Origin of the sequence: Bordetella tumulicola (genome assembly GCF_965138755.1) — a bacterium.
GTDB lineage: Bacteria > Pseudomonadota > Gammaproteobacteria > Burkholderiales > Burkholderiaceae_B > Bordetella_A > Bordetella_A tumulicola.
On the sequence record NZ_CBCSFP010000002.1, the window covers coordinates 44,057 to 67,231 of the forward strand.

The following is a 23,175-nucleotide window of genomic DNA, read 5'->3' on the forward strand; positions in this document are numbered from 1 at the left end:
CGGTATGGTGCCGGCATGCCGGACTCCAGGAGAATATTGCATGAACGAAGTCATCATCGCTGCTGCTACCCGGACTGCCATCGGCGATTTTGGCGGCGCGTTGAAAGACGTGCCGCCTATCGATCTGGGGGCCGCCGTTATCAAAGAGGCCCTGGTGCGTGCCGGGGTCGGGGGCGACGAGGTCGGCCATGTCGCGGTGGGCCACGTTATCAATACCGAACCACGTGACATGTATTTGTCGCGGGTCGCCGCCATGAATGCCGGCATTGCCAAAGAAACGCCTGCGTTTAACGTCAACCGCTTGTGCGGCTCGGGGCTGCAGGCCATCGTGTCGGCGGCACAGACGATCTTGCTGGGCGATGCCGAAATCGCCATTGGGGCAGGGGCGGAAAGCATGAGCCGCGCACCCTATATCGCGCCGGCGCAGCGCTGGGGCGCGCGCATGGGGGACGCGAAGATGCTGGATATGATGACGGGCGCGTTGTCGGATCCGTTCGCCGGTATCCATATGGGTGTGACCGCCGAGAACGTCGCGGCCAAGTTCGGTATCAGCCGCGAGGATCAGGATGCCCTGGCGGCTGAGTCTCATCGTCGTGCGGCCGCCGCTATCGATGCGGGTTATTTCCGCGACCAAATCGTGCCTATTGTGCAAAAGACGCGTAAAGGCGATGTCGTCTTTGATACGGACGAGCACGTGCGGCGTGATGTGACCGTCGAGAACCTGGCTGGGCTGAAAACCGTGTTCCAGAAGGAAAACGGCACGGTTACGGCGGGTAACGCCTCGGGCTTGAATGACGGTGCGGGTGCAGTCGTGCTGATGAATGCCGCAACCGCTGAAAAACGCGGCGTCAAGCCATTGGCGAGGCTGGTCGCTTATGCCCACGCGGGGGTTGACCCCAGCATCATGGGCATTGGGCCGATACCCGCCACCCAGGCCGTCTTGAAGCGCGCCGGTCTTACGGTGGATCAATTGGACGTCATCGAGGCCAACGAAGCCTTTGCCGCGCAGGCGTGCGCAGTGGCCCGCGAGTTGGGGCTGGACCCGGCCAAGGTCAATCCCAACGGCAGCGGTATCGGCCTGGGGCACCCCATTGGCGCGACCGGGGCCATCATTACCGTCAAGGCGCTGTACGAACTGCAGCGTATCCAGGGACGTTATGCCTTGGTGACGATGTGCATTGGCGGCGGGCAGGGCATTGCCGCCATCTTCGAGCGCGTCTAAAGCAAGTCCTCATCACGGCCCGGGTGTTTGAACTTCGTTCAGGCACCCGGGCCGTTGTGGCGTTTGGGCTGGCCATCGTTGCGGTCTGGCTACAATCACGCGGTTATTGTCTGAGCCATTCTGATGCCCACCCGTACTACGCCCGCCGCTGCTGACCAACCCAATCTGTCCGAATCCGACGGTATCCGGTATCTGCACTTTGGAACGGAGTGGATTCAGGGCGCCATGCGCATCAAGGCGCCCGGCGAGCTGGTGCTGGAGTACACCGCCCAGATGATGGCCTGGTTGCTCTTTCTGGCGCCACCGAAAGAAGAGTCGATTGGTTTGCTTGGTCTGGGTGCGGGTTCGCTGACACGCTTTTGTCTGAAGCACACGCGCAGCCCCCTGGCCGTGGTGGAATGGAATCCCCAGGTCACCGCGGTGTGCCAGATGTTCTTTCGCTTGCCTGCCTCCTCGCGCCTGAGCGTGCACCATGACGATGCGGCGGTCTGGGTGGCCGATCCGCAACGCGCGGGGAGCTGCCCCGTGCTCATGGTGGACCTGTACGATGCCTCGGCGCGCGGTCCGGTGCGCGACTCGGTGACTTTTTATCGACATTGCCGCCGAGTTTTGGGCGAGGTCGGGGTCCTGTCGGTCAATCTATTTGGCCAGCACGAGAGCTTTGACCGCAATATCGAAAACCTGCGCGTGGCATTTGACGATCGTATCGTGCTGTTACCCGAGATTGACGCCGGCAATCAGATCGTGTTGGCCTTTAGCGGCCCGTCACTGGGCATCACCCCGGCGCAACTCCTTGCCCGGGCGGAAGAGGTGGAAAGCCAATATGGCTTGCCCGCTCGTCGCTGGGCGCGCGCGCTGACCCGCCACACGGTGAACGGCATTCTGCATTTCTGATGCAGGCGTTTCTCCGCGCAATTTTCTCTTGACTAAGGGATTGCCCTAGGTAATGGCAGGCTTTCGTACGGCCGCGATAACTACTATGATGTGAATTCCTATAATTATGAATTATAGAAAGCCTGAACGGGTTCTCCATGACTATACGCATCGTTCGTCAAGCGTTGTATCTCGAGGTCGCCGACCGCTTGCGGGGCATGATCCGGTCACAGGCGTTGGCCAGCGGTGAATGGATCGACGAGGTACGCCTGACCCGTGAGTTGGGCATTTCACGTACGCCGCTACGCGAGGCCCTCAAGGTATTGGCCACCGAGGGGCTGGTGCGTCTGGAGCCGCGTCGCGGCTGCTTTGTGAATGAGCTGTCACTGCAGGATCTGGAAGACATTTTCCCCTTGATGGCTATGCTCGAGGGGCGCTGTGCATACGAGGCCACATTGAAAGCCACAGGCAGCGAGTTGGCCGACCTGGATGGCCTGCATCAGGCATTGCAAGCCCATGCGTCAGCGGGGCAGATCGACGCGTATTACGACACGAATGCGCAAATTCACGAGGCGGTTCAGGCCCTGGCCAATAACCGCTGGCTATCCGACATGGTGGGTAATCTGCGCAAGGTGCTCGGCCTGTTTCGTCACAAGAGTCTGGTGGTGCCCGGCCGCATTCATGAGTCCTGCGCCGAACACATGGCTATTTTCGCGGCGCTGAAGGCGCGCGACCCCGATGCTGCCGAGGCGTTGGCCCGCAAACATTTGCTTCGCCAATTGGATGCGCTGCGTTTGCTGGCCCGGCAGGCCGAGGCGGCCACTGCCGCGGCCAACCCTGTCGATCCACTTTCGTCCCCCAGTATGTCCGCTACACAGGAGACTACCCATGCCCGCCCTAGACTCCAACCCGCTCGCTCGCGGCGCTCGGCCGCCTGAGGCCGATCCCATGTCGGATGAAAAAACGGTCGTCGAAAGCGCCAGCCTGATCACACGCCTTGGTCGCTTGTGGGACCGGGACCGGTTGCCCGGCACGGCTGAAATTCTGCCGCTGTTCCAGGCCCGGCTGACCGATGTGGCGGCCAATAAACTGGCGCGTACCTGGTGTGCGTCGTATACCGCCGCCGATGGCAAGCGCCGGCGCGAGTTGCTGGCCGGGTTGGCACAGGTCGATGCCGGACTGCAGCCGCGCGGAGATCGTGGTCTGATTCTTTTCAAGCGCTTGAACGCGTTGCCCGATGGCTTGCGCTTTCTGGTGGATTTGCGGGCCGACATGCTGCGTTGGCGCAAGCAGGTGGCGGGTTTGCAGGCCCTGGACAAAGACCTGGAAAGCCTGCTGTCCGCCTGGTTTGATGTGGGCTTGCTGGAACTGCGCCCCTTGACCTGGGATTCACCGGCCTCATTGCTGGAAAAGCTGATCATCTACGAGGCCGTGCATGAAATTAAATCGTGGGACGACTTGCGTCATCGCGTGTCTCCCGATCGCCGCTGTTATGCCTACTTTCATCCGCAAATGCCGGACGTGCCTCTGATTTTTGTCGAGGTGGCCTTTTCGGCGCAGATGGCCGACAACGTGCAGGTCTTGTTGGACACCACCTCGCCGGTACAAGATTTGGACAAAGCCCGATGGGCGATCTTTTATTCCATTTCGAATACACAGCCGGGACTGCGCGGCATCAGTTTTGGCAACTTCCTGCTCAAGCGCGTGATTGATCGCTTGCTCGAGGAATTGCCCAAGCTGCGTTCCTTTGCCACGCTATCGCCTATCCCAGGCCTGGTCGATTGGCTATCGCGCCTGAGCGCCGCCGAGGTCGAGTCTATCGTGCGCGATAAGCAACGCACACGCGCCGGGGCGCCTGATGGCGCGCGCTGGGCCGCGCGGCTGACCAAGGCCGCAACGGGCAAGCCATCGGAGGTTGTGCAGCGCGCCGCGATGCGGCTGGTGACGCAGTATCTCTTGACGATGAAAAACGGCCAACCGATTGATCCTGTTGCCCGCTTTCACTTGGGTAACGGCGCACGCATCGAACGCCTGAATTGGGCCGCGGATATCTCGGCCAAGGGCTTGGCGCAGTCTTGCGGCATGATGGTCAACTATCTGTATGAACTGGAAGAACTGGACGCGAATCTTGTGCGGTTAGGCGAGGGTAAACCTCGCATCAGTCGCGGTATCGCGCGTATCGGATAAGGACGTCATGAGCGAACAGAACGTATCGGTCCCTGACCAGGGTCAGGGACCGGATCAAGGGTACGGGCAGGGTAGTGTCGCCATGACGCGCGAAGAGGGCTTGGCATGGGTGACGCTATCGCATCCCGGGCGTCTGAATGCCATCACCATTTCCATGTGGGAACAACTGCGCAGCGTGTTCGACGCTTTGTCGGCAGACACGTCCGTGCGTTGCGTCATTGTGCGTGGAGAGGGGGGGCAGTTTGCCGCGGGCGCCGACATTCGTGAGTTTGCACAGCAGCGTGGAAACATGGCACAGGTGCGCCGCTATCACCAGCATATCCTGGCCCCGGCACTGATGGCCGTCGCCAATTGTCCTCATCCTGTCGTGGCCCAGATCGACGGGGTGTGCGTGGGTGGTGGCCTGGAAATCGCCTGTCAATGCGATCTGCGTATTGCCGGCGAATCAGCGCGTTTTGGCGTGCCCATTAACAAACTGGGTTTTCCCATGGCGCCTGACGAAATGCGGGGATTGTTGGCGCTGGTAGGGCGTGCCACCACGTTGGCGATTTTGCTGGAGGGGCGTGTATTCGACGCTGCCGAAGCCCGGTCGCTGGGCTTGCTGACCCGTGTCGTCCCGGATACCGAAGTGGCCGCTCAGGCTCGCGCCAGCGCGGATCGCATTATGCGCGGCGCCCCGTTGGCTGCACGTATTAATAAACGCCAGTCACGCCATTTGCAGCAAGGCGCGCCGCTGGAAGAATCACACTATCAAGATTTTTTTTCTTACGCCGAAAGCCAGGACCACCGTGAAGGCGTCTCCGCCTTTCTGGCAGGGCGGGCGCCGGTATTTACAGGAGACTAAATAAGGTGAATAACGCCAATTTGTACACTGTGCTGGCTAGCGGTTTTCCCGCGGATCGTCGTCAAGTGGCTCTGGAAACTCCCGAGCAGCTCTACACCTGGGACGACATCGATCATGCCAGCGCATGCCTGGCCAATTTGTTGAGCTCGCTCGATTTGCCCGATGGCTCACGCGTCGCGGTACAAGTTGAAAAGTCACCTGAAGCCCTGCTGCTGTATTTGGCCACGCTGCGTGCGGGCCTGGTATATCTGCCCTTGAACACCGCCTATCGCGAGTCGGAAATCGCTTATTTCCTAGGGGATGCCGAGCCGGCCGTCGTGGTGTGTTCCAGTAAAAATCTGGGCTGGGTCAGCAAAGTGGCCGAGCAGGCCGGTACGGCCCATGTATACACCCTGGACGAGAATCGTACGGGGTCCTTGCTGGATGCCGCGGCAGGATTGAGCCAGTCGTTCGAGGCCGTGGAACGCGGGACCGATGACCTGGCGGCCATTCTCTATACCTCGGGGACCACGGGCCGCAGCAAGGGCGCCATGTTGTCGCATGGCAATCTAGCCTCCAATGCGCAGGTATTAAAGCAGTATTGGGGCTGGCGTTCGGATGATGTGTTGTTGCACATGTTGCCGATCTTTCATGTACACGGCTTATTTGTGGCCTCGCATGGTGCTTTGCTGGCCGGTGCGCGCATGGTCTGGTTGCCCAAGCTGGATATGGAGCAGGCATTGCGTTATCTGCCGCGCTGCACGGTAATGATGGGGGTACCCACGTATTACGTGCGCCTGTTGGCCGATGCACGGTTTACGCGCCAGGTGTGCCAGCGCATGCGCTTGTTTATTTCCGGCTCGGCGCCGCTGTTAATGGAAACGTTCGACGATTTTCGCGAGCGTACCGGCCACACGATCCTTGAACGTTATGGCATGAGCGAAACGGTCATGCTCACCTCGAATCCGTACGATTCGGCCAATGGTGAACGCCGGGGCGGCACAGTGGGCAAGGCGTTGCCGGGCGTGCAGGTGCGCGTGGTCGATGATCGCGGCGCGACGCTGGGCGCGGGGGAGATCGGCAATGTGCAGGTGCGTGGCCCGAATGTGTTTTCCGGCTATTGGCGCATGCCTGAGAAAACCCGCGAGGAGTTCACCGCGGATGGTTGGTTCCGCACCGGAGACGTCGGCCGCTGGGGCGGCGAATCGGGCGGGGCTGACGTCCCTGCCGATTATCTGTCTATCGTCGGCCGCAGCAAAGACTTGATTATTTCGGGCGGCTACAACGTTTACCCCAAGGAAATCGAGTTGATCATCGATGAAATGCCGGGTGTGCTGGAGTCGGCCGTCATTGGCGTGCCGCATCCCGATTTCGGTGAGGCCGTCGTTGCGGTGGTGGTGGCGCGTGACGGCGCCGTGCTGGATACCGCTGCGATGCAGGATGAATTGAAAACCCGCATCGCCAATTTCAAGGTTCCCAAACAATTGCATTTGATTGGGCAACTGCCGCGCAACACCATGGGTAAAGTACAAAAAAACGTCCTGCGCGAGTCATACACGGCCGCGNGATTTTGATTAACTGTTCCAGACAGGAGGCCCGCACCCTACCAGGATAATGGCTACCACAACCGCGCTCGCAGGAGGTGAGAAACACCGGGACGCGCGGCGGAAGTATTGATGCATTCATATAGAACAAATACGGGCGGCGCCGCGGCGCTGTTTCAATCGAGGAGACGAAATGAAGCATTCCATGATTCGTGCATTGAGTTTGGCAACTGCGCTGGGAGCCTGCGCGGCACTGGCGCCGACTGCCGCGATGGCAGATTGGCCCGATCATCCTATTAACCTCATTGTGCCGTTTCCGGCGGGTGGGGGGACCGATACCTTTGCCCGGCCACTGGCACAGCAACTCAGCATGCAGCTCGGTCAAACCGTGGTGGTGGACAACAAGGGCGGGGCGGGCGGCACAGTGGGTGCGTCCGTCGCGGCGAAAGCCAAACCGGATGGCTATACCTTTTTTATGGGTGGCGCCCATCATGTGGTGGCACCTGCCTTGTATAAAAATCTGACCTATGACATCCAAAAGGACTTCGTGCCCGTGGCGTTGTTGGCGCAACCACCGCAAGTCGTGGTGATCAATACGTCCAAACTGCCAGTCAACACGTTGCAAGAGCTCATTGAGTATGCGCGTAAACGACCGGGCGAGATCAACTTCGGCACTGCGGGCAAGGGCAGTACTCACCATCTGGCGGGCGAGATGTTCGCCATGCAGACGGGCATCAAAATCGTGGACGTGCCGTATCAGGGAGCGGGGCCTATGCTGTCGGCATTGATCGGCGGCCAGGTCGATATGGCGTTTGACGGTTTGGGTTCGTCGGCCGGGCACATTCGCTCTGGCACGATCAAACCGCTGGCGATGGCGGCCGCACAGCGTTCGCCGTCCTTCCCGGATGTGCCGACGGCCGCCGAAGCGGGTGTGCCCAATTACGAGGTGTCGACCTGGTACGCCATGTGGGCGCCCGCAGGTACCCCGCAGCCCATCGTGGACAAAATGATCGCCGAGGTCACCAAGGCGCTGAACAACCCCAAGGTCAAACAAACCTGGGCCGGCAACGGGTCTGCCACACCCGATCTCACCGGTGCAAAGTTCGGTGAGTTTGTGGATAGCGAAGTCATCCGCTGGGGCAAAGTCGCCAAGGACTCCGGCGTTACACTGGATTGATGGTAGGTGCGGCTGACGTGCGCGTCGCGCACGTCAGCCGTTTTGTTTTCTTGCCTGGGCGGAGATGGGCTTAAGACGGTATATTCACAGCTTAAACTAATGGCACACGAACCATTAAACTAAGCAACACACGGGCGGGCAGATTGGCAACAAGCCGACGATGCCCAGTGTGTACCACCAATAACACCCAAACGGTGCAAGGAGCAAACCCAATGCGAATCGGAAAAAAACATTTTCTGGCGATGGGGGCAGTAGCAGTGGCGCTGGCTATCTACGGAACCCCTGCTGCGGCAAAACAAAAATCAGTGGCCGTGACAGCCATCGTTGAGCATCCCGCGCTGGATTCAGTGCGCGACGGCGTGAAAGACGCGTTAGAAAAAGCTGGCTACGAGCCTGGTAAAAATCTGAAATGGCAGTATCAAAGTGCGCAGGGCAATACCGGTACCGCGGCACAGATCGCCCGTCAGTTCATTGGTAACCGTCCCGATGCCATTGTGGCCATCGCGACGCCTTCGGCGCAGTCTGTCGTTGCCGCGACGAAAGATGTTCCGGTGGTGTATTCCGCAGTGACGGATCCGGTTGCCGCGCAACTGGTGCCCAGCATGGGACCCTCTGGCACCAACGTGACCGGCGTATCGGATTTGCTGGCGCTGGACAAGCAGATCGAGCTCATCAAGAAAATCGTACCCGACGCCAAGCGGGTGGGGATTGTCTATAACCCGGGCGAGGCAAACTCGGTCGTGGTGGTCAAGCAACTGCAAGCGCTGTTGCCCAAGGTCGGCATGAGCCTGGTCGAAGCCGCCGCGCCGCGTTCGGTTGACGTCGGATCGGCCGCGCGCAGTCTGATCGACAAGGTCGATGTCATTTATACCAACACCGACAACAACGTGGTGTCGGCGTACGAGTCCCTGGTGAAGGTGGGCAACGATGCCGATATTCCGCTGATCGCGTCGGATACCGACAGCGTCAAGCGCGGTGCGATCGCGGCGCTGGGTATCAACTACTACGACTTGGGCGTGCAAACGGGCAAAATCGTTGTGCGCATTCTCAAGGGTGAAAAACCTGGCGCCATTGCCTCGGAAACCAGCACGAATCTCCAGTTGTTTGTGAATCCGGGCGCTGCGAAGGCGCAAGGCATCACATTGCCTGAGGACCTGGTGAAATCCGCCGCCGAAGTCATTAAGTAATCGCCGGCGGGATTTCATTTATGTCTTTATTTTCGTTACTTGGCGCGCTGGAAATTGGTCTGATTTTCAGTCTGGTCGCGCTAGGGGTGTTTATTTCTTTTCGTTTGCTGCGCTTTCCCGATCTGACGGTGGACGGTAGCTTTCCGCTGGGCGGCGCGGTGGCGGCAACGCTGATTTCCGGCGGTGCAGATCCGTTTTCGGCGACGGTGGCGGCCACGGTTGCCGGGGCTGCGGCGGGGTTTATCACCGGTTGGTTGAATGTGAAGCTGCGCATCATGGATTTGCTGGCCAGCATTCTCATGATGATTGCGCTGTATTCCGTGAATCTGCGGGTCATGGGACGACCCAACGTCCCGTTGATTACCGAGCCGACGGTTTTTACGATTTTGCAGCCTGAGTGGCTAAGCGACTATGTGGCGCGCCCGCTGATTTTGGTGGGCGTGGTGTTTGTCGTTAAATTGGCACTCGATTGGTTTCTGGGGACTCAGTCTGGTTTGGCAATGCGTGCCACGGGATCGAACGGTCGCATGGCACGTGCTCAGGGCGTCAATACCGGTGGCATGATTTTGGCGGGCATGGCCTTGTCCAACGCGATGGTCGGTCTGGCGGGAGCGCTGTTTGCACAAACCCAAGGCGGAGCGGATATCTCGATGGGTATCGGCACGATTGTGATTGGCCTGGCCGCGGTGATTGTCGGCGAGAGTATTTTGCCGTCGCGCAAGTTGGTCCTGGCGACACTGGCAGTTGTCCTGGGCGCGTTGGTTTACCGGTTCTTTATTGCGCTGGCGCTCAATAGCGATTTGATCGGCCTGAAGGCGCAAGACCTGAATCTGGTGACGGCGTTGCTGGTCACGGTTGCACTGGTGATCCCTATGCTGAAGCGCCGTTTGCTCGGCAAGAGGGGGGGCTGATCATGCTGCGTGCACAAGACATCAATATGACGTTCAACGCGGGTACGCCGATCGAGACGCGGGCGCTGCGCGGATTGTCGCTGGAGATCCCGAGTGGCCAGTTTGTCACGGTGATTGGTTCGAACGGCGCCGGCAAGTCGACGTTTTTGAATGCGGTGTCTGGCGATCTGCCGATCGATTCGGGGCGCATTGAGATTAATGGCGAGGACGTAACGGGTAAGTCGGTCTGGGCACGCGCGGACCGGGTGGCTCGGGTGTTTCAGGACCCGATGGCGGGGACCTGCGAGGACCTGACGATCGAAGAGAACATGGCGCTGGCGCAGTTGCGTGGCGAGCGCCGGGGTTTTGGTCGCGCGGTCAAGGCCAGTATGCGAGAGGGGTTCCGGGCACAGCTCGCGCGGTTGGGGCTGGGCCTTGAGGGGCGTTTGTCCGATCGCATTGGTTTGCTTTCAGGCGGGCAGCGGCAGGCGGTGAGTCTGTTGATGGCGGCATTGCAGCCGTCGCGTATTTTGCTGTTGGATGAGCATACGGCGGCCCTGGACCCGCGGACGGCGGATTTTGTGCTGCGGTTGACGGCGCGCATTGTCGCGGAGAACAAACTGACGACGATGATGGTGACGCACAGTATGCGACAGGCGCTGGATGTGGGTGACCGCACGGTGATGTTGCATCAGGGTCAGGTCGTGCTGGATGTTTCTGGCGACGAGCGCAAGGGCATGGAAGTGCCGGATTTGCTGGCGATGTTTGAGCGCGTGCGGGGGGAGACGCTCTCGGATGATGCGTTGCTGCTGGGGTAGCTGCAATGTCTTGGGCCTCGCTTTTAGTCTTAGCCACGGGTGTTTCTATTGCGGCGTGCCTGTCACGCGCTTGAGCGTCGCGCCGGCGTAATCAGCCCGGCTCGGCCCATGACCACGGGCCTCGGTCCCGCTGCGCGGGACTGCCCGAGGTTNANNAGGCTGGCTCCACGCGCNGCCNCGCCACAGGGACTCACAGTAGTGGCATGCCGAAGGCAATAGGTCACGATGTTGCAATCAACAATGCAATGGCCAGTATCAGTGAGCCCTGCCTCAAAGCCCCCGTGAATTGAAGGCATTGTGAGCCGTTGCGTCGGTGTTAAAGGCACCGCCGGCGTNNTNGCGTCGGCTCGGCCCAACCAGGGGCCTCGGCTCNCGNGCANCGCGNGCCGAGGCCCCTGGTTGGGCCGAGCCGACGCGATTACGCCGGCGNNGCCTTTAACACCGGCGCAACGGCGTCTTAAGCACTCAATCGTGCTTAATGGAGATAGTCTTCAACACGGTAAATCCGTACAACGCTTCGAAACCTTTTTCGCGCCCATGGCCGCTGGCTTTGACGCCACCGAACGGGAGTTCGATGCCGCCCCCCGCCCCGTAGTTGTTGATGAAGACTTGGCCGCTGCGAACCTTGCGGGCCAGGCGCAATTGGCGTGAGCCGTCGCGGGTCCAGATGCTGGCGGCGAGCCCGTATTCTGTGGCGTTGGCGATGCGGATGGCGTCGGCTTCGTCATCGAAAGGGATGGCGGCCAATACCGGGCCGAAGACTTCTTCTTGGGCGATGCGATGGTCGATCGGTACGTTGTGCAGCAGCGTGGGGGCCTGGTAATAGCCTTCGGCTGGGGCGCCGTCTGCGATTTTTCCTTGGGCTGCCATGGTAATGCCGTCTTGTGCAGCGGCTTGCAGGAAGCCCTGGACGCGTTCTTGCTGTGTTTTGCGGATGAGCGGGCCGCAGTCCAGGTCCATGGTGGCGGGTCCTGCGCGCAGAGCCGAGAACGCTTGCGAGAGGCGATCCATGACGCGATCGTAGGCGCTGCGTTCGATCAGCAGGCGGCTGCCGGCAGAGCAGGTTTGGCCGGCGTTCTGGACGATTGCATTGACGGCGACGGGAATCAACGCGTCGAGGTCGGCGTCGCCGAACACAATTTGAGGCGACTTGCCGCCCAGTTCTAGCGTGACGGGTATGTGACGCTCCGCGGCGGTCTGGGTGACGAGTACGCCGATGCGGGGCGAGCCGGTGAACGAGATGTGGTCGATGCCGGGATGGCGCGTCAAGGCATCACCGGCTTCGTGGCCGTAGCCCGTGATGATGTTGATGGCGCCCGGGGGAAAGCCGACGTCTGCCGCCAGCTCGGCGACGCGCAGCAATGACAGGCAGGCGTCTTCGGCGGGTTTGACGACGCACGCGTTACCGGCTGCCAAGGCGCCGCCCACACTGCGGCCAAAAATCTGCAAGGGGTAGTTCCAGGGGACCACATGACCCGTCACGCCGTGCGGCTCGCGCAAGGTCAGTACGGTATAGCCATTTTGGTAGGGTAGGGTTTCGCCGTGCAGTTTGTCCGCGGCGCCACCGTAGTATTCGAAATAGCGCGCAATGGCGGTGACGTCGGCACAAGCCTGCTTGGTGGGCTTGCCGCAATCGCGCGATTCGATGCCGGTCAGCTCGTCGATGTGATCCAGGATTTTCAGCGACAGTTTCAACATCAGTCGACCGCGTTCGGCTGCCGTGAGTTTGCCCCAGGCGCCTTCGTCGTAGGCGCGGCGTGCGGCCTGCACGGCCAGGTCGATGTCGGCGGCGTTGCCGCGCGGGATGCTGTCGTATTCTTGACCCGTCGATGGATCGATGACGGGGATGGCTTCACCCGAGTTGCCAGGTACGGAGCGGTTGTCAATGAAATGCTGCTTCATGCCAATGAGCCTCTAGTATGTCGTTGCAGAAATGCCGGGGTATGCGGGTACCGGGCAGTTAAAACAAAATGGATAGTCCTCCATCGACGGCGAGTACTTGACCATTGATGTAGGAGGCTGCGGGGGACGCCAGAAAGACGGCGGCGCCGGCGATTTCTTCAGGTTGGCCCCAGCGTCCCATGGGATTGCGTGAGGCTAGTTTTTCGTAAACAGCCGGGTCGGTGACCATGGCCGCGTTGGTTTCGGTGGCGAAGGTTCCGGGGGCGATGGCGTTGCTGGTGATGCCCAGGGGGCCCAGTTCGGCGGCCAGGGCGCGCATCATTCCCGTCAGTCCCTGTTTAGCGGCCGGATAGACGGCGTCGCCCGAGCGCGCGAGCTCGCCGGCGATGGAGGTGATGGTGATGAGACGCCCGGAACCCTGGCGCACCATGCGTTCCGAGGCGTACTTGGACAGCAACATGCTGGCGATGAGATCGGTGTCGATCAGCGCACGGATTTCTGCGGCGGTGATGGCCTGCAGCGTCTTGCGGTTACGGGCGCCGACGTTATTGACCAGGATGTCCAGGCGACCGTGTTCGCGGTCAATGTGATCGAAGGCGCGTGCCATCGCGTTGTCATCAGCGACATCGAAGGCCAGGGCGGATGCGGCCAGGCCCTGTGCGCGCAGGGCCTGTGCAGCAGTTTCGGTGGCCTCGGCGTTGCGGCCATTGATGAGAACGTGGGCGCCGCAGCCAGCCATGGCGCGTGCCATGCAGAGACCCAGGCCGCGGGCGGATCCCGTGATCAGGGCAACCTGGCCGGCCAGGGAGAAATGTTGCAGGTAAGCTTGAGAGGCAACAGGGGTGTTCATGGTCGAGAGTGAATCAGTCGCGGAATTCGGGCGCCCAGTGCAATAGTTTGCGCTCAATCCAGGTGACCGCATAGACCAGCACGATGCCGACGATGGAAAGCAGCGTCACGGCAGCGAACATGTCGGTGGCGTTCAGCGTCGCCAGTGCTGTCACCATGAGGTAGCCCATGCCGGTTGTGGATCCGACGAACTCGGCCAGCACAACACCAATGAGTGCGAAGCTAATGGCGTTGGGCAGGGCCGCAAAGGTCCATGCCGCGGCGGTGGGGACGCGGACACGCCAGAGAATCTGACGGGGCGAGCCCCCCAGTGTTCGGCAGAAATCGACGAGTTCCCGTTCTACGCTGCGCCCCCCTTTATAGGTGTTGAAGAACACCAGGAAGAACACAACGAACCAGGACGTCACTACTTTGGAGGCGAGTCCCAGTCCGAAGAACATCGTGATCAGGGGGACAAAGGCGATACGTGGCATGGAGTTGAATGCCACGATAAAGGGATTGAACACATCGGCGAGCATGCGGCTACGACTGAGCACCATCCCGACGATAAAGCCGCTGCCCACGCCAACTACCAGGCCGACGAGTGTGGCACGCAGGGTCAGCCACAGGTGCGGCCAGACGGAGCGGGGGCCGGGTTGCAGCCATTCCCACAGACGCACAGCGATCCGGGAGGGTTGGCTGATGAAGAACGGATCAAAGATGGTGTTCTGCGTGAACCACGGGATGCGGGTCAGAGTTTCCCAGCCGCCGATGATGATGGCCAGGATCAGCAACTGCCACGCGGTGATGCGTAGCCGGCGTTGTATCAGGGCGCGGCGGTCTTGAAGTAATTGGTCCTGCAGATTGGGTACGGCGGAGACGTTCATGGGATGTGGAGTCGGGTCAGGCGGCGGCGCGGAACTGCTCGCCCAGTACGCTCCATAGGCTTTGTACGTGGGAAACAAACTGCGGCGTTTCGCGCAGCATGAACACATCGCGCGGATGGGGGATGTTGATACGCTCGTCCAGCAAGACATGGCTGGGTGGCCCAGACAGCACGATGACGCGATCCGACAGGGTGATGGCCTCGTCGAGATCGTGGGTGACCATGACGATGGTCTGTCCGAGTTTGCGCCATATCTCGATGAGCTCGCGGTGCAGATGCGTTTTGGTGTGCGTGTCCAGCGCGCCGAAGGGTTCGTCCAGCAGCAGGATGCGGGGCTCGACGGCCAGGCTCATGAGCAGCGCGACGCGACGGCGCATGCCACCGGACAGTTGGTGCGGATACGCGTTGGCGAAGGCGCTCAAGTGGCCGAGCTCAAGCAGATCGGCGACGCGACGCTCGATCTGCGCGGCCGCCACACCCTGGAATTTCAGGCCGAGCGCGACGTTCTTGCGCACGCTGAACCAGGGGAGCAGCGTGTCTTTTTGAAAAATGTAGCCGAGCGCCGGCGGCACTTGGCCGTTGACCGTTGTCCCCGCCACCCGGATGGTGCCAGTCGTGGCCGGCAGGAAACCGGCCATCATGTTCAGCAAGGTGCTTTTGCCGCAACCCGACGGTCCGACGATGGAGACGAATTCGCCCTCGGCGATGGAGAGCGATACATTGCCGACGGCGTGCACGGTGCCGCCGCGCGCCTGGTAGGCTTTGCCCACCCCTTCCAGTTCAATCATGCGAGGACTCCGTACGACACGCCACGATTGCTCATCATGCCTTGCGGGCCTGTTTGACGAACGACATGTCGACGCAGGTGGCGTAGGGCACTTTCTTCATTTCTTCGTTGGAGAATTGGCGTCCGTCGCCCATGATGCCGGCCATGCGGTTGTAGGCGTCTTCGGTGATGATGTTGTCTTTCAGGAAGACGGTTTCCTTGTAGATGCCGAGTGTTTTTTCAACGGCCGGACGGGGAAAGGCGCTGAGGTAGTCGTCGTAGATCGCGTCGGTGATGGCCTGGGCGCTGTTGGCGCTGATGAAATCTTGCGCCTTGACCATGGCGGTCACGAATGCCTGCACGACTTCGGGTCGCTTCTGGATGGTGTCTTGCAGCGTCAGCGCGGCAATGCCAGGGACATCGCCCCCCATGAAGCTGCTCCATGAGGCCTCGGTGGTGGCATCGAAAATCGGCACACCCCAGCCTTCGGCCTGAGCCTGCTCCATCATGGACATGGTAGCCATGCTGGCGGACACCGAACCGGTTTTCAGCGCACCCAGCATGGTGGCCAAATCGCCGAGCGGGCGGACGTCGACTTTGTCGGCGATGCCGGCCTGTTGCATGAGGTAGACGGCCATGAGCCATGTGCTGGATTGCGGTTGCGTGGCGCCCACACGTTTGCCCGCCAGGTCTTTCAGTGTCTTGATTTTGCCGCTGTCGAAGTCTTCGCGACGCACGATGACGTTGGCATAGGTGAGTTTGCGATCAAAGCCAAAGATCAGGGTGGCCGGCTTGCCGGCCAACGTCAGGGCGGGCGCGGCGGTGGCCGCGGTGGCGCCGAACAGGATCTGCCCAGCGGCCAGCATCTGCATGGTGCGCGGGCCACTTTGGGAGTTCAGATATTCGACTTCCAGGCCGCCTTCGCCGAAGTAGCCTTTCTTGAACGCGACGTAGGCGGCGGAGAAAAAGGGGTCGATGCTGCCCAGGCCGAATGCCGCCTTGCCCAGCGATGTCTGGGCAAACGCGGACCGAGCGCCGAGCAGGCTGGCGCCCGCGAGCGCGGCGGTCGAGGCAAGGAAATGGCGGCGAGTGGTGTTGCCCGCACGTACTGAAGATCGCTGCATAGTTGTCGTCTCGGAATGTTGTTGTGTCGTGACTGTTTGGGAATAACGATACCGCAAATGGCCAAAGACCGTGGCGAGCCACGGTCTTTGGGTCACGGTGAACAGGTTATCCCTCATCGGGCTGCCGGTTTACCGTGGGGACGGCCATGCGTGTCGTGCGTCAGCTGGCCGTTTTGGTTGCCGCCTTTTTTGCAGCCGCCTTCTTTACCGCCGTTTTCTTTGCGGCGGCCTTTTTGGGCGCCGCTTTTTTAACTGCCTTTTTCGTGGCGGTTTTGGTTGCTGTTTTGCTGGCGGTTTTGGACGGTGCGCGGCCAGGTTTGGCTGCGCGGGGTTCGAACTCGAAGCCGGTTTTGCCGTCAGGCTGGCGTACCAGGAAAGCCTTGAACTTGCGGTTCGTGCGGCTGGAGACAAAGCCGTCGAGCAAGTCGGTGCGGCCATCGGTCAGCAGCTTTTGCATTTGATCCCGTGAGATCTCTTGCTGCAGAATGATCTTGCCGGAGCGGAAGTCGCACGTCTTGTCGGGCCCGACGGATTTTTCGCAGACGTAGCTCAGGCCATGTTCGAATACGCGTGATTGGCACTTGGGGCAGTTGCCGACGGGCGTATGGCCCGAGAAGTCGACGGCCTCGGTGTCGTCGTCGTCTTTTTGACCAAAGTCGAACTCCAGCTTGTCCTCGTCGTTGATGCGCAGAATGGCGGCAAACGGCCGGCCCATTTTGCTGATGAAACCTTGCAACGGGCCGATTTCGCGCTTGGCAAGCAGCTCTTCGACCTCGGGTAGTTCAAACGTGCGGCCGCCGGGATGTTTGCCGATCGAGAATTCACACTGGGTGCAAGCGTAGCGACGGTAGTTTTCTTTGACTACGCTGCCGCATTTGGGGCATGGGGTGGTCAAGGTGGCGTAATCACCCGGCACGGTGTCGCGTTCGTATTCTTTGGCGCGTTTGACGATGACTTGGGTCATCTGCGCGATTTCGCGCATGAAGGCTTCGCGGCCTAGGCCGCCCTGCTCGATTTGCTTGAGCTTGTGTTCCCATTCGCCGGTGAGTTCGGGCGAGGTGAGTTCGGTGACGTCCAGCCCGGAGAGCAGGGTCATCAACTGGCGGGCCTTGGCGGTGGGTACCAGATCGCGACCGTCGCGGCGCAGATAGCTTTCACCGAGCAGGCCTTCGATGATGCCTGCCCGGGTGGCCGGCGTACCCAGGCCGCGCTCGGACATCGCCTCGCGCAGCTCTTCGTCGTCGACCAATTTGCCTGCACCTTCCATGGCGGACAGCAAGGTGCCTTCGTTGAAGCGGGCCGGGGGCTTGGTCGACAGACCGAGGGCATCGACGTCTTCGGTACGCACGGTTTCGTTATCGGCGACGGGCACCAGATTAGCGTCTTCGCCCTGGGCTTCCTTGCCGTAGACCGCCAGCCAACCGGGCGATACCAAGACTTTGCCTTCCGTTTTGAAACGATGGCCCTGGACTTCGGTCAGGCGGGTTGTGACGCGGTATTCAGCGGCCGGGAAAAACACGGCCAGGAAACGCTTGAGCACCAGGTCGTACAGCTTGCCTTCGGCTTCGCTGAGATCGTGCGGGATCTGCAGCGTGGGGATGATGGCGAAGTGATCCGATACCTTTTTGTTGTCGAAAATCCGGCGATTGGGCTTGACCCAGCTTTGGGCCACCACGGTCTCGGCATGGCGAGACAGTTGACCCACGGCATTGGAGCCACCCTTGGCCAGCGCCTGAATGGTTTCGCGTACCGTGCTGAGATAGTCTTCGGGCAAGTAGCGCGAGTCGGTACGCGGGTAGGTCAGGGCTTTGTGGCGTTCGTACAACGTTTGAGCCAGGGCCAGCGTCGTCTTGGCCGAGAAACCGAAGCGGCCGTTGGCCTCGCGCTGCAACGAGGTCAGGTCGTAGAGGGCCGGCGACATCTGGGTCGAGGGCTTGGATTCCTCGGTGACGATGCCGGATTGGTTACGGCAGGCCGCGACCACGCTTTGCGCCGCGGCTTGTGACCAGAGTCGCGATTCGCGTTTTTCAGGGTCGCGTTCGTCTCGCTTGAAGTCGGGGTCGATCCAGCGGCCCTGGTACAGACCGGCGGCGGCGACGAATGTGGCGTGGACTTCCCAGTAGTCGCGCGGCACAAAACGGCGGATACGCTCTTCGCGTTCGGCCACGATGGCGAGCGTGGGGGTCTGGACACGACCCACGGGGGTCTTGAAGAAACCGCCGTCTTTGCTGTTGAAGGCGGTCATGGCACGGGTGCCATTGATGCCCACCAGCCAGTCGGCTTCGGCGCGTGAGCGCGCGGCGGCCTCCAGTGGCTTGAGCTGGGCGTCGTCGCGCAGATTGGAGAAGGCCTCGCGAATGGCCGCCTGGGTCATGGATTGCAGCCACAGTCGCTGGATGGGCTTTTTGACCCCCGCGTACTGGATGATGTAGCGGAAGATCAGTTCGCCTTCCCGTCCCGCGTCACAGGCATTGATGAGGGCATCCACGTCCTTGCGCTTGGCCAGCTTGACCAGCAGCTTGAGGCGTTCGGCTGATCTCTTGTCGGCGGGGCCGAGTTCGAATTCAGGCGGAATGACGGGTAGGTGCGTGAAGCTCCACTTACCCTTGACGGGATCATTGGGGGCGACTAGACCTAGCAAATGCCCGATGCTGGACGCCAGCACGTAACGTTCGCTTTCAAAATAGTCGCCCTCTCGCGCAAAGCCTCCGAGGGCGCGTGAAATATCAAGGGCCACCGAGGGCTTCTCGGCAATAATCAGCGTTTTGCTCATGGTTATCCATTGGCGGTAGACCCGCCGGTGTAGCGCGGATGATACGAGGGGAGATTCACCGCATGCAAGTCAAGGTGGAAACAAAAGTGGGATCGGAATTGCACGCTTGGCGAAAATTCCTGGCTCGCGGGACCTTGTGGCTGGGGGTTTGGCTGCTGGGGTTCGCTGTCATTTGCGGGGTGGCTGCCAATTGGCAGGACCTGTCAAAAACCCAGCGATTTGCCGGCGCACAGGCTCTATTGGCGGTGTGCGTGGTGGCCGCTGCCTGGCTGGGCTGGCGTCTGCGCGGCGCTGAGGGGCCACGTCGCTATGGGCCTGATGCTTTGCTGGCGCTGGCGGGCTTGCTGCTGGGCGGCCTTTTGGCTTTGCTGGGGCAGACTTATCAGACGGGCGCCGACACCTGGGAGCTTTTTGCCTGGTGGGGGATTTTGCTGCTTCCCTGGGCGTCGGTGGCGATGAGTCAGGCGGTATGGCTGTTGTGGATGGTCGTGGTCAATATCGCCACGATGCTTTATCTGCAGGATGGCGCGTTTTTGTGGATGATGGATCAGACGGGGTCGGCCGCCTTGGTGGCGCTGCTGAATTTGCTGTTTTTGGCTGGCTGGGAGTGGGCGGGCCGGCGGTGGCGCGCCAATACGACGTTGGGGCCCAGGGTGCTGGTAGCGTGGATCGTCGGTGTGCTGGTGTTCGAGGCGTTCTTTGAAACGGCGAGTCTGTCTGGACTGGGCTCCGTCGCGGGCCTGCTCTGGGTCGTGGTGACTCTGGGGCTGGGCTACTACTATCTGCGTGAACGCCGCGACTTGATTATCCTGGCCCTCTTGGCGGCCGGCGTGATTTGCATGTCGCTGAGGGTGGTGGGGGAATGGCTGCTGGATCTCACGGGGGATTTCGCGAGGCACAGCTGGGTGATGTTGCCCTTGGCAGGATTGGTGGTGGGCGAGGCCGTGCTCGCCGCGCGTTGGCTGCGTGGGCTGGCTGAGCAGCCCGTAGACGGGCGATCGCCGTCCGGTGAGGGGGGTAGTGGCAGCACCTCGTATGCCGCCGCCTCGATGCCCGCAAATAGCCTTCAGGGTGGTTCGACGGGTGATTCGTCGGCGCAGGCCGGGCCAGGCGTCCGCACCGCTAGTGCTGTGCCGGTAGATCCCCTTGCCGGCGCGACACCCGCTGACACGCGTCACGACGACGCTTCACGCGGTGATGGTGCACAGCGTCGGGCAGGCCCGGCGTGGTATGTCCAGGGCTTGCTGGGCCTGAGCGCGTGGCTGGCCACGTTGTTGCTCCTATTATTCTTGGTGATCTCCGAGGTGATCACCTCGGAGGACGGCGCGCAGGCGGTTGGGCTGGTGTTATGCGTATTGGCCGTTGTTGGGTTGCGTATTACGACCGGCCTGTTTTGGCGGCAATGTTTGACGGCAATGGGGTTTGCGGGCCAGATATTGGTGCTGGTGGCCTTGCTGCTTACTGACTCGGGCGCCGACACGGTGGGTAGCGGCGTCTGGATCTATGTGCTGTTGCTCGGGACTGCCGTGTATGTTCTGGCGCCGGAAGTGTTGCTGCGGTTTTTGAGCGCTGGCGTCATGGCATTCGCGCTGGCCGGGTTGATTGTGCAGTCCCTGTGGTCGGGGCCGGCGCACTACGAGCCGCTGTGGCAATGGATAGATCGTGATGGACTGGACGCCACGATAATGTGGTTGCCCGTGGCCGTGACAGGCGCCTGGGCGGCTGCGGTGGCGTTGGTTGTGGGGCAAACCCGGCCAGTTTTGTTGCCTTTGGGTTGGGCGTTCATGCTGGCGGTTCAATTCACGGTGTGGAAGGTCGGTGGGACGTCACTGATGCAACTGCCGACGCTGTGGCGGATGCATGCGATCGCCACGCTTTTGATCGCGGCGGGGGCGCTGTTGCCAGTAGCGTGCGCGCTGGCAGTGCTATGGCCGCGACGTCAGCTGTTGACGTCAGGGGTGCTGTGGGGGGTACCGCTCGGCCTGTTGGCTTTGGCCTTGTTCTGGTTGCCGAGTCCCGGCGTGGCGTTCGCATTGGCCTGGCTATTGCTGGGTTTTGGTCTGCGCGACATACGTTTGACGGTGGTGGGCTGTGTCAGCCTGCTTGTGTATTTGGTGATGTATTACTACCAGCTTGAGATCCCGCTGCTGGACAAGGCGCTGTGGCTCGGAGGGGCCGCGTTGCTGTTGTTTGCGCTGCGGGCCCTGGTGTATCTGGTGCCGCGCTGGATGCAGACGATCGACTTGCCTGCCGCGACGCCTCGTCCTCCGGTGACGGCCGCATTGCGTTGGCGCACGGCCGTGGTGCTGGGCGGCTTGGTGGCGGGGCTGGCCGTGGTCAATTACACGATCTGGCAACGCGAAACCTTGTTGACGCTGGGGCGGACGGTCATTCTCGAGTTGGCGCCGGTAGATCCGCGTTCGCTGATGCAGGGCGACTATATGGCCCTGAATTTTGCCGCGGGCGGGTCGCTGAGGCCACCGTCTTTTATTTCTGATCCATTGGCGGAACAGGCGGACGGCTATCTGGTGTTGAGGCCTGACACTAACGGCGTGGCGCAGGTAGTACGCACGCAGACCGATGTGCAACCGCTCACGGGTGAGGAAACGGCGTTGCGATATCGCATCCGGGGTCGTGACGTGCGTATCGTCACGAATGCGTATTTCTTCCCAGAGGGCCAGGCCGATCGTTATGCGCAGGCTCGCTATGGCGAAGTGCGCGTGGGTGAGGATGGCACGGGGCTATTGGTGCGCATGCTGGGGCCAGATCGCCAACCGTTGTAGGGTTAGTTCAGGGCAAAGCGCCGCGCCCACTGTGCAGTCGCCTGCGTGAGAAAGGAGGCGGGTGTGGAGGCGGCGCAGGGGGAAAAGCCCAACGCGTTCCATGCCTGGGTCAACATGGCCAGGGGTTGCGTCGCGTCGAGCGGCGCGGCTCCGTTTTGTTTGGACAGTTTCAGGCCGCTATCCGGGTCTGTGATCAGCGGCACGTGCATGACCCGAGGCGGCTCGGCCCCCAGCAGTCGGGCCAGGATTCGCTGGCGCGCCGTAGAGCTGAGCAAATCCGCGCCACGCACGATGTCGGTGATACCTTGTTGTGCGTCGTCGACGACGACGGCCAATTGATAGGCCCATAGGCCGTCTGCGCGTCGCAGGACGAAATCCCCCACGGCTTGGGCGACGTCCTGTTGCTGGGGCCCCAGCCAGCGATCGACAAAAGTTTCCGTGCCTTCGGGTACGCGCAATCGCCAGGCGCGCGCCTGGCGGCCCGCAGGCAAGCCGTGGCGACAGGTGCCGGGATAAGGGTGCTCTCCGTCCAGGGCCGGGCCGTTGCCGCGTAGTGCGGAGTCGGCGATTTCGCGGCGGGTACAGCCGCAACCATAGGTCAGGCCGCGGGCGGTCAGCCCGTCGAAGGCTTGTTGATAGATCGCATCGCGCTGTGACTGCCACAGGATGTCGCCATCCCAGTGCAGGCCCATGGCACGTAGCTGGTCCATGATGGTCTGGGCGGCACCGGGAACGGTGCGGGGGCGGTCGACGTCTTCGATACGCAGCAGCCAGCGACCGCCCTGCGCGCGCGCGTCGAGCCAACTGGCCAGCGCGGCAACCAGGGAGCCGAGATGCAGCGGCCCGCTGGGGCTGGGGGCAAAACGACCGACGTAGTGCAATGACTTAGTGGAGTCGGCGTACACCGTCGTCGTCGAGCAGTTCTTCCAGGACCAGATTATCGATTTCGGCTTCTTGGCTCCAGAGCACCATCAGGGCGGTGATTTTGATCTTGGCCAGCGAGACAGGGGTTTCGGGAGCCGCCAGTGCGCGATCGATGACGATTTCGCGCAAGGGCGCGGGCAACACGCCCGCCGACTCGAGGAAAGCAATGAAACCGATGGATTCGGTACCGAGTTGCCGGTATTCGGAATCGGTGTAGATGCGGGTGCCGGTGTTGGGCACTTGGGCTAGATCGACGCAGCGCTCGGTGGTTTCGGCCAAGCCGTAGAGCCAGCCCAGGGCGTCGTCTATGTCTTCGTGCTCGAAGCCGGCCGCAGCAAGGCGTTTGGCCAGGATGTCAGCCGCGGGACAGGCTTGCGGCGTGTAATAGTTTTCGAACAGATAAACGAGGATATCGAACATATGGCGCAAGGTAGTGCCGGTTTGCACAGTCGGCCCGGATATCGGCAA

19 protein-coding genes are annotated in these 23,175 nt (G+C 61.3%); 11 read left to right on the forward strand and 8 right to left on the reverse strand.

The annotated features are described in order from the left end of the window. The first annotated feature begins 40 nt into the window (after nucleotides 1-40). From bktB to ACNAZS_RS05890, 10 genes are all read left to right on the forward strand, one after another. On the forward strand, nucleotides 41-1,222 hold the full coding sequence (gene bktB, locus ACNAZS_RS05845; protein ID WP_415787174.1) for a beta-ketothiolase BktB: 1,182 nt from the start codon (nucleotides 41-43) through the stop codon (nucleotides 1,220-1,222). A gap of 123 nt (nucleotides 1,223-1,345) precedes the next feature. Continuing rightward, entirely contained in the window at nucleotides 1,346-2,116 is a 771-nt protein-coding gene (locus ACNAZS_RS05850) for a class I SAM-dependent methyltransferase (RefSeq protein ID WP_415787176.1), read from the forward strand. A 137-nt stretch (nucleotides 2,117-2,253) separates the two neighbouring features. Then, nucleotides 2,254-3,033, forward strand: coding sequence for a GntR family transcriptional regulator (locus ACNAZS_RS05855; RefSeq protein WP_415787178.1), 780 nt, complete (start codon nucleotides 2,254-2,256; stop codon nucleotides 3,031-3,033). After that, on the forward strand, nucleotides 2,984-4,282 hold the full coding sequence (locus ACNAZS_RS05860) for a malonyl-CoA decarboxylase domain-containing protein (protein WP_415787180.1): 1,299 nt from the start codon (nucleotides 2,984-2,986) through the stop codon (nucleotides 4,280-4,282). Before ACNAZS_RS05855 ends, ACNAZS_RS05860 begins: the two co-directional genes overlap by 50 nt. 82 nt (nucleotides 4,283-4,364) lie before the next feature. Then, nucleotides 4,365-5,126 carry an enoyl-CoA hydratase/isomerase family protein gene (locus tag ACNAZS_RS05865; protein WP_415788821.1) on the forward strand — a complete coding sequence of 254 codons (762 nt, stop codon included), beginning with the start codon at nucleotides 4,365-4,367 and terminating at the stop codon, nucleotides 5,124-5,126. Between the two features lie 5 nt (nucleotides 5,127-5,131). Next, nucleotides 5,132-6,670: malonate--CoA ligase (locus tag ACNAZS_RS05870; protein WP_415787182.1), on the forward strand; the 1,539-nt coding region annotated here is incomplete at its 3' end. A 172-nt stretch (nucleotides 6,671-6,842) separates the two neighbouring features. Beyond that, entirely contained in the window at nucleotides 6,843-7,826 is a 984-nt protein-coding gene (locus ACNAZS_RS05875; protein ID WP_415787184.1) for a Bug family tripartite tricarboxylate transporter substrate binding protein, read from the forward strand. Between the two features lie 212 nt (nucleotides 7,827-8,038). Beyond that, entirely contained in the window at nucleotides 8,039-9,013 is a 975-nt protein-coding gene (locus ACNAZS_RS05880) for an ABC transporter substrate-binding protein (RefSeq protein WP_415787186.1), read from the forward strand. A gap of 20 nt (nucleotides 9,014-9,033) precedes the next feature. After that, complete coding sequence (locus ACNAZS_RS05885; RefSeq protein WP_415787188.1) at nucleotides 9,034-9,924, forward strand: ABC transporter permease; 891 nt, start codon at nucleotides 9,034-9,036, stop codon at nucleotides 9,922-9,924. A gap of 2 nt (nucleotides 9,925-9,926) precedes the next feature. Next, on the forward strand, nucleotides 9,927-10,721 hold the full coding sequence (locus ACNAZS_RS05890) for an ABC transporter ATP-binding protein (protein WP_415787190.1): 795 nt from the start codon (nucleotides 9,927-9,929) through the stop codon (nucleotides 10,719-10,721). A 465-nt stretch (nucleotides 10,722-11,186) separates the two neighbouring features. On the opposite strand, the gene ACNAZS_RS05895 is transcribed toward ACNAZS_RS05890, so the two are convergent. The 6 genes from ACNAZS_RS05895 to ACNAZS_RS05920 form a co-directional block, all read right to left on the reverse strand. Then, complete coding sequence (locus tag ACNAZS_RS05895; RefSeq protein ID WP_415787192.1) at nucleotides 11,187-12,623, reverse strand: aldehyde dehydrogenase family protein; 1,437 nt, start codon at nucleotides 12,621-12,623, stop codon at nucleotides 11,187-11,189. A 58-nt stretch (nucleotides 12,624-12,681) separates the two neighbouring features. Continuing rightward, on the reverse strand, nucleotides 12,682-13,473 hold the full coding sequence (locus tag ACNAZS_RS05900) for an SDR family oxidoreductase (protein WP_415787194.1): 792 nt from the start codon (nucleotides 13,471-13,473) through the stop codon (nucleotides 12,682-12,684). 13 nt (nucleotides 13,474-13,486) lie between these two features. Next, a complete protein-coding gene (locus tag ACNAZS_RS05905) occupies nucleotides 13,487-14,338 on the reverse strand; it encodes an ABC transporter permease (RefSeq protein ID WP_415787196.1) in 852 nt (283 codons plus the stop codon). Between the two features lie 16 nt (nucleotides 14,339-14,354). Continuing rightward, nucleotides 14,355-15,125: an ABC transporter ATP-binding protein gene (locus ACNAZS_RS05910; RefSeq protein WP_415787198.1), complete on the reverse strand. Its 771-nt coding sequence runs from the start codon at nucleotides 15,123-15,125 to the stop codon at nucleotides 14,355-14,357. 34 nt (nucleotides 15,126-15,159) lie between these two features. Beyond that, entirely contained in the window at nucleotides 15,160-16,227 is a 1,068-nt protein-coding gene (locus tag ACNAZS_RS05915) for an ABC transporter substrate-binding protein (RefSeq protein WP_415787200.1), read from the reverse strand. Between the two features lie 160 nt (nucleotides 16,228-16,387). Continuing rightward, entirely contained in the window at nucleotides 16,388-19,000 is a 2,613-nt protein-coding gene (locus tag ACNAZS_RS05920) for a DNA topoisomerase III (protein ID WP_415787202.1), read from the reverse strand. Between the two features lie 62 nt (nucleotides 19,001-19,062). Here ACNAZS_RS05920 and ACNAZS_RS05925 point away from each other — a divergent pair, with 62 nt between their 5' ends. Further along, nucleotides 19,063-21,783, forward strand: coding sequence for a GDYXXLXY domain-containing protein (locus tag ACNAZS_RS05925; RefSeq protein WP_415787204.1), 2,721 nt, complete (start codon nucleotides 19,063-19,065; stop codon nucleotides 21,781-21,783). 2 nt (nucleotides 21,784-21,785) lie between these two features. Here the strand turns inward: ACNAZS_RS05925 and gluQRS are convergent, their stop codons facing one another. Continuing rightward, nucleotides 21,786-22,664, reverse strand: a complete 879-nt coding sequence (gene gluQRS, locus ACNAZS_RS05930) for a tRNA glutamyl-Q(34) synthetase GluQRS (protein WP_415788823.1) — start codon at nucleotides 22,662-22,664, stop codon at nucleotides 21,786-21,788. A gap of 4 nt (nucleotides 22,665-22,668) precedes the next feature. After that, complete coding sequence (locus tag ACNAZS_RS05935; RefSeq protein WP_415788825.1) at nucleotides 22,669-23,127, reverse strand: Smg family protein; 459 nt, start codon at nucleotides 23,125-23,127, stop codon at nucleotides 22,669-22,671. Nucleotides 23,128-23,175 lie beyond the last annotated feature (48 nt).

Bases quoted from the DNA above. Each gene is read 5' to 3' on its own strand.
- bktB (WP_415787174.1), top strand. From the start codon at position 41: ATGAACGAAGTCATCATCGCTGCTGCTACCCGGACTGCCATCGGCGAT.
- ACNAZS_RS05850 (WP_415787176.1), top strand. From the start codon at position 1,346: ATGCCCACCCGTACTACGCCCGCCGCTGCTGACCAACCCAATCTGTCC.
- ACNAZS_RS05855 (WP_415787178.1), top strand. From the start codon at position 2,254: ATGACTATACGCATCGTTCGTCAAGCGTTGTATCTCGAGGTCGCCGAC.
- ACNAZS_RS05860 (WP_415787180.1), top strand. From the start codon at position 2,984: ATGCCCGCCCTAGACTCCAACCCGCTCGCTCGCGGCGCTCGGCCGCCT.
- ACNAZS_RS05865 (WP_415788821.1), top strand. From the start codon at position 4,365: ATGACGCGCGAAGAGGGCTTGGCATGGGTGACGCTATCGCATCCCGGG.
- ACNAZS_RS05875 (WP_415787184.1), top strand. From the start codon at position 6,843: ATGAAGCATTCCATGATTCGTGCATTGAGTTTGGCAACTGCGCTGGGA.
- ACNAZS_RS05880 (WP_415787186.1), top strand. From the start codon at position 8,039: ATGCGAATCGGAAAAAAACATTTTCTGGCGATGGGGGCAGTAGCAGTG.
- ACNAZS_RS05885 (WP_415787188.1), top strand. From the start codon at position 9,034: ATGTCTTTATTTTCGTTACTTGGCGCGCTGGAAATTGGTCTGATTTTC.
- ACNAZS_RS05890 (WP_415787190.1), top strand. From the start codon at position 9,927: ATGCTGCGTGCACAAGACATCAATATGACGTTCAACGCGGGTACGCCG.
- ACNAZS_RS05895 (WP_415787192.1), bottom strand. From the start codon at position 12,623: ATGAAGCAGCATTTCATTGACAACCGCTCCGTACCTGGCAACTCGGGT.
- ACNAZS_RS05900 (WP_415787194.1), bottom strand. From the start codon at position 13,473: ATGAACACCCCTGTTGCCTCTCAAGCTTACCTGCAACATTTCTCCCTG.
- ACNAZS_RS05905 (WP_415787196.1), bottom strand. From the start codon at position 14,338: ATGAACGTCTCCGCCGTACCCAATCTGCAGGACCAATTACTTCAAGAC.
- ACNAZS_RS05910 (WP_415787198.1), bottom strand. From the start codon at position 15,125: ATGATTGAACTGGAAGGGGTGGGCAAAGCCTACCAGGCGCGCGGCGGC.
- ACNAZS_RS05915 (WP_415787200.1), bottom strand. From the start codon at position 16,227: ATGCAGCGATCTTCAGTACGTGCGGGCAACACCACTCGCCGCCATTTC.
- ACNAZS_RS05920 (WP_415787202.1), bottom strand. From the start codon at position 19,000: ATGAGCAAAACGCTGATTATTGCCGAGAAGCCCTCGGTGGCCCTTGAT.
- ACNAZS_RS05925 (WP_415787204.1), top strand. From the start codon at position 19,063: ATGCAAGTCAAGGTGGAAACAAAAGTGGGATCGGAATTGCACGCTTGG.
- ACNAZS_RS05935 (WP_415788825.1), bottom strand. From the start codon at position 23,127: ATGTTCGATATCCTCGTTTATCTGTTCGAAAACTATTACACGCCGCAA.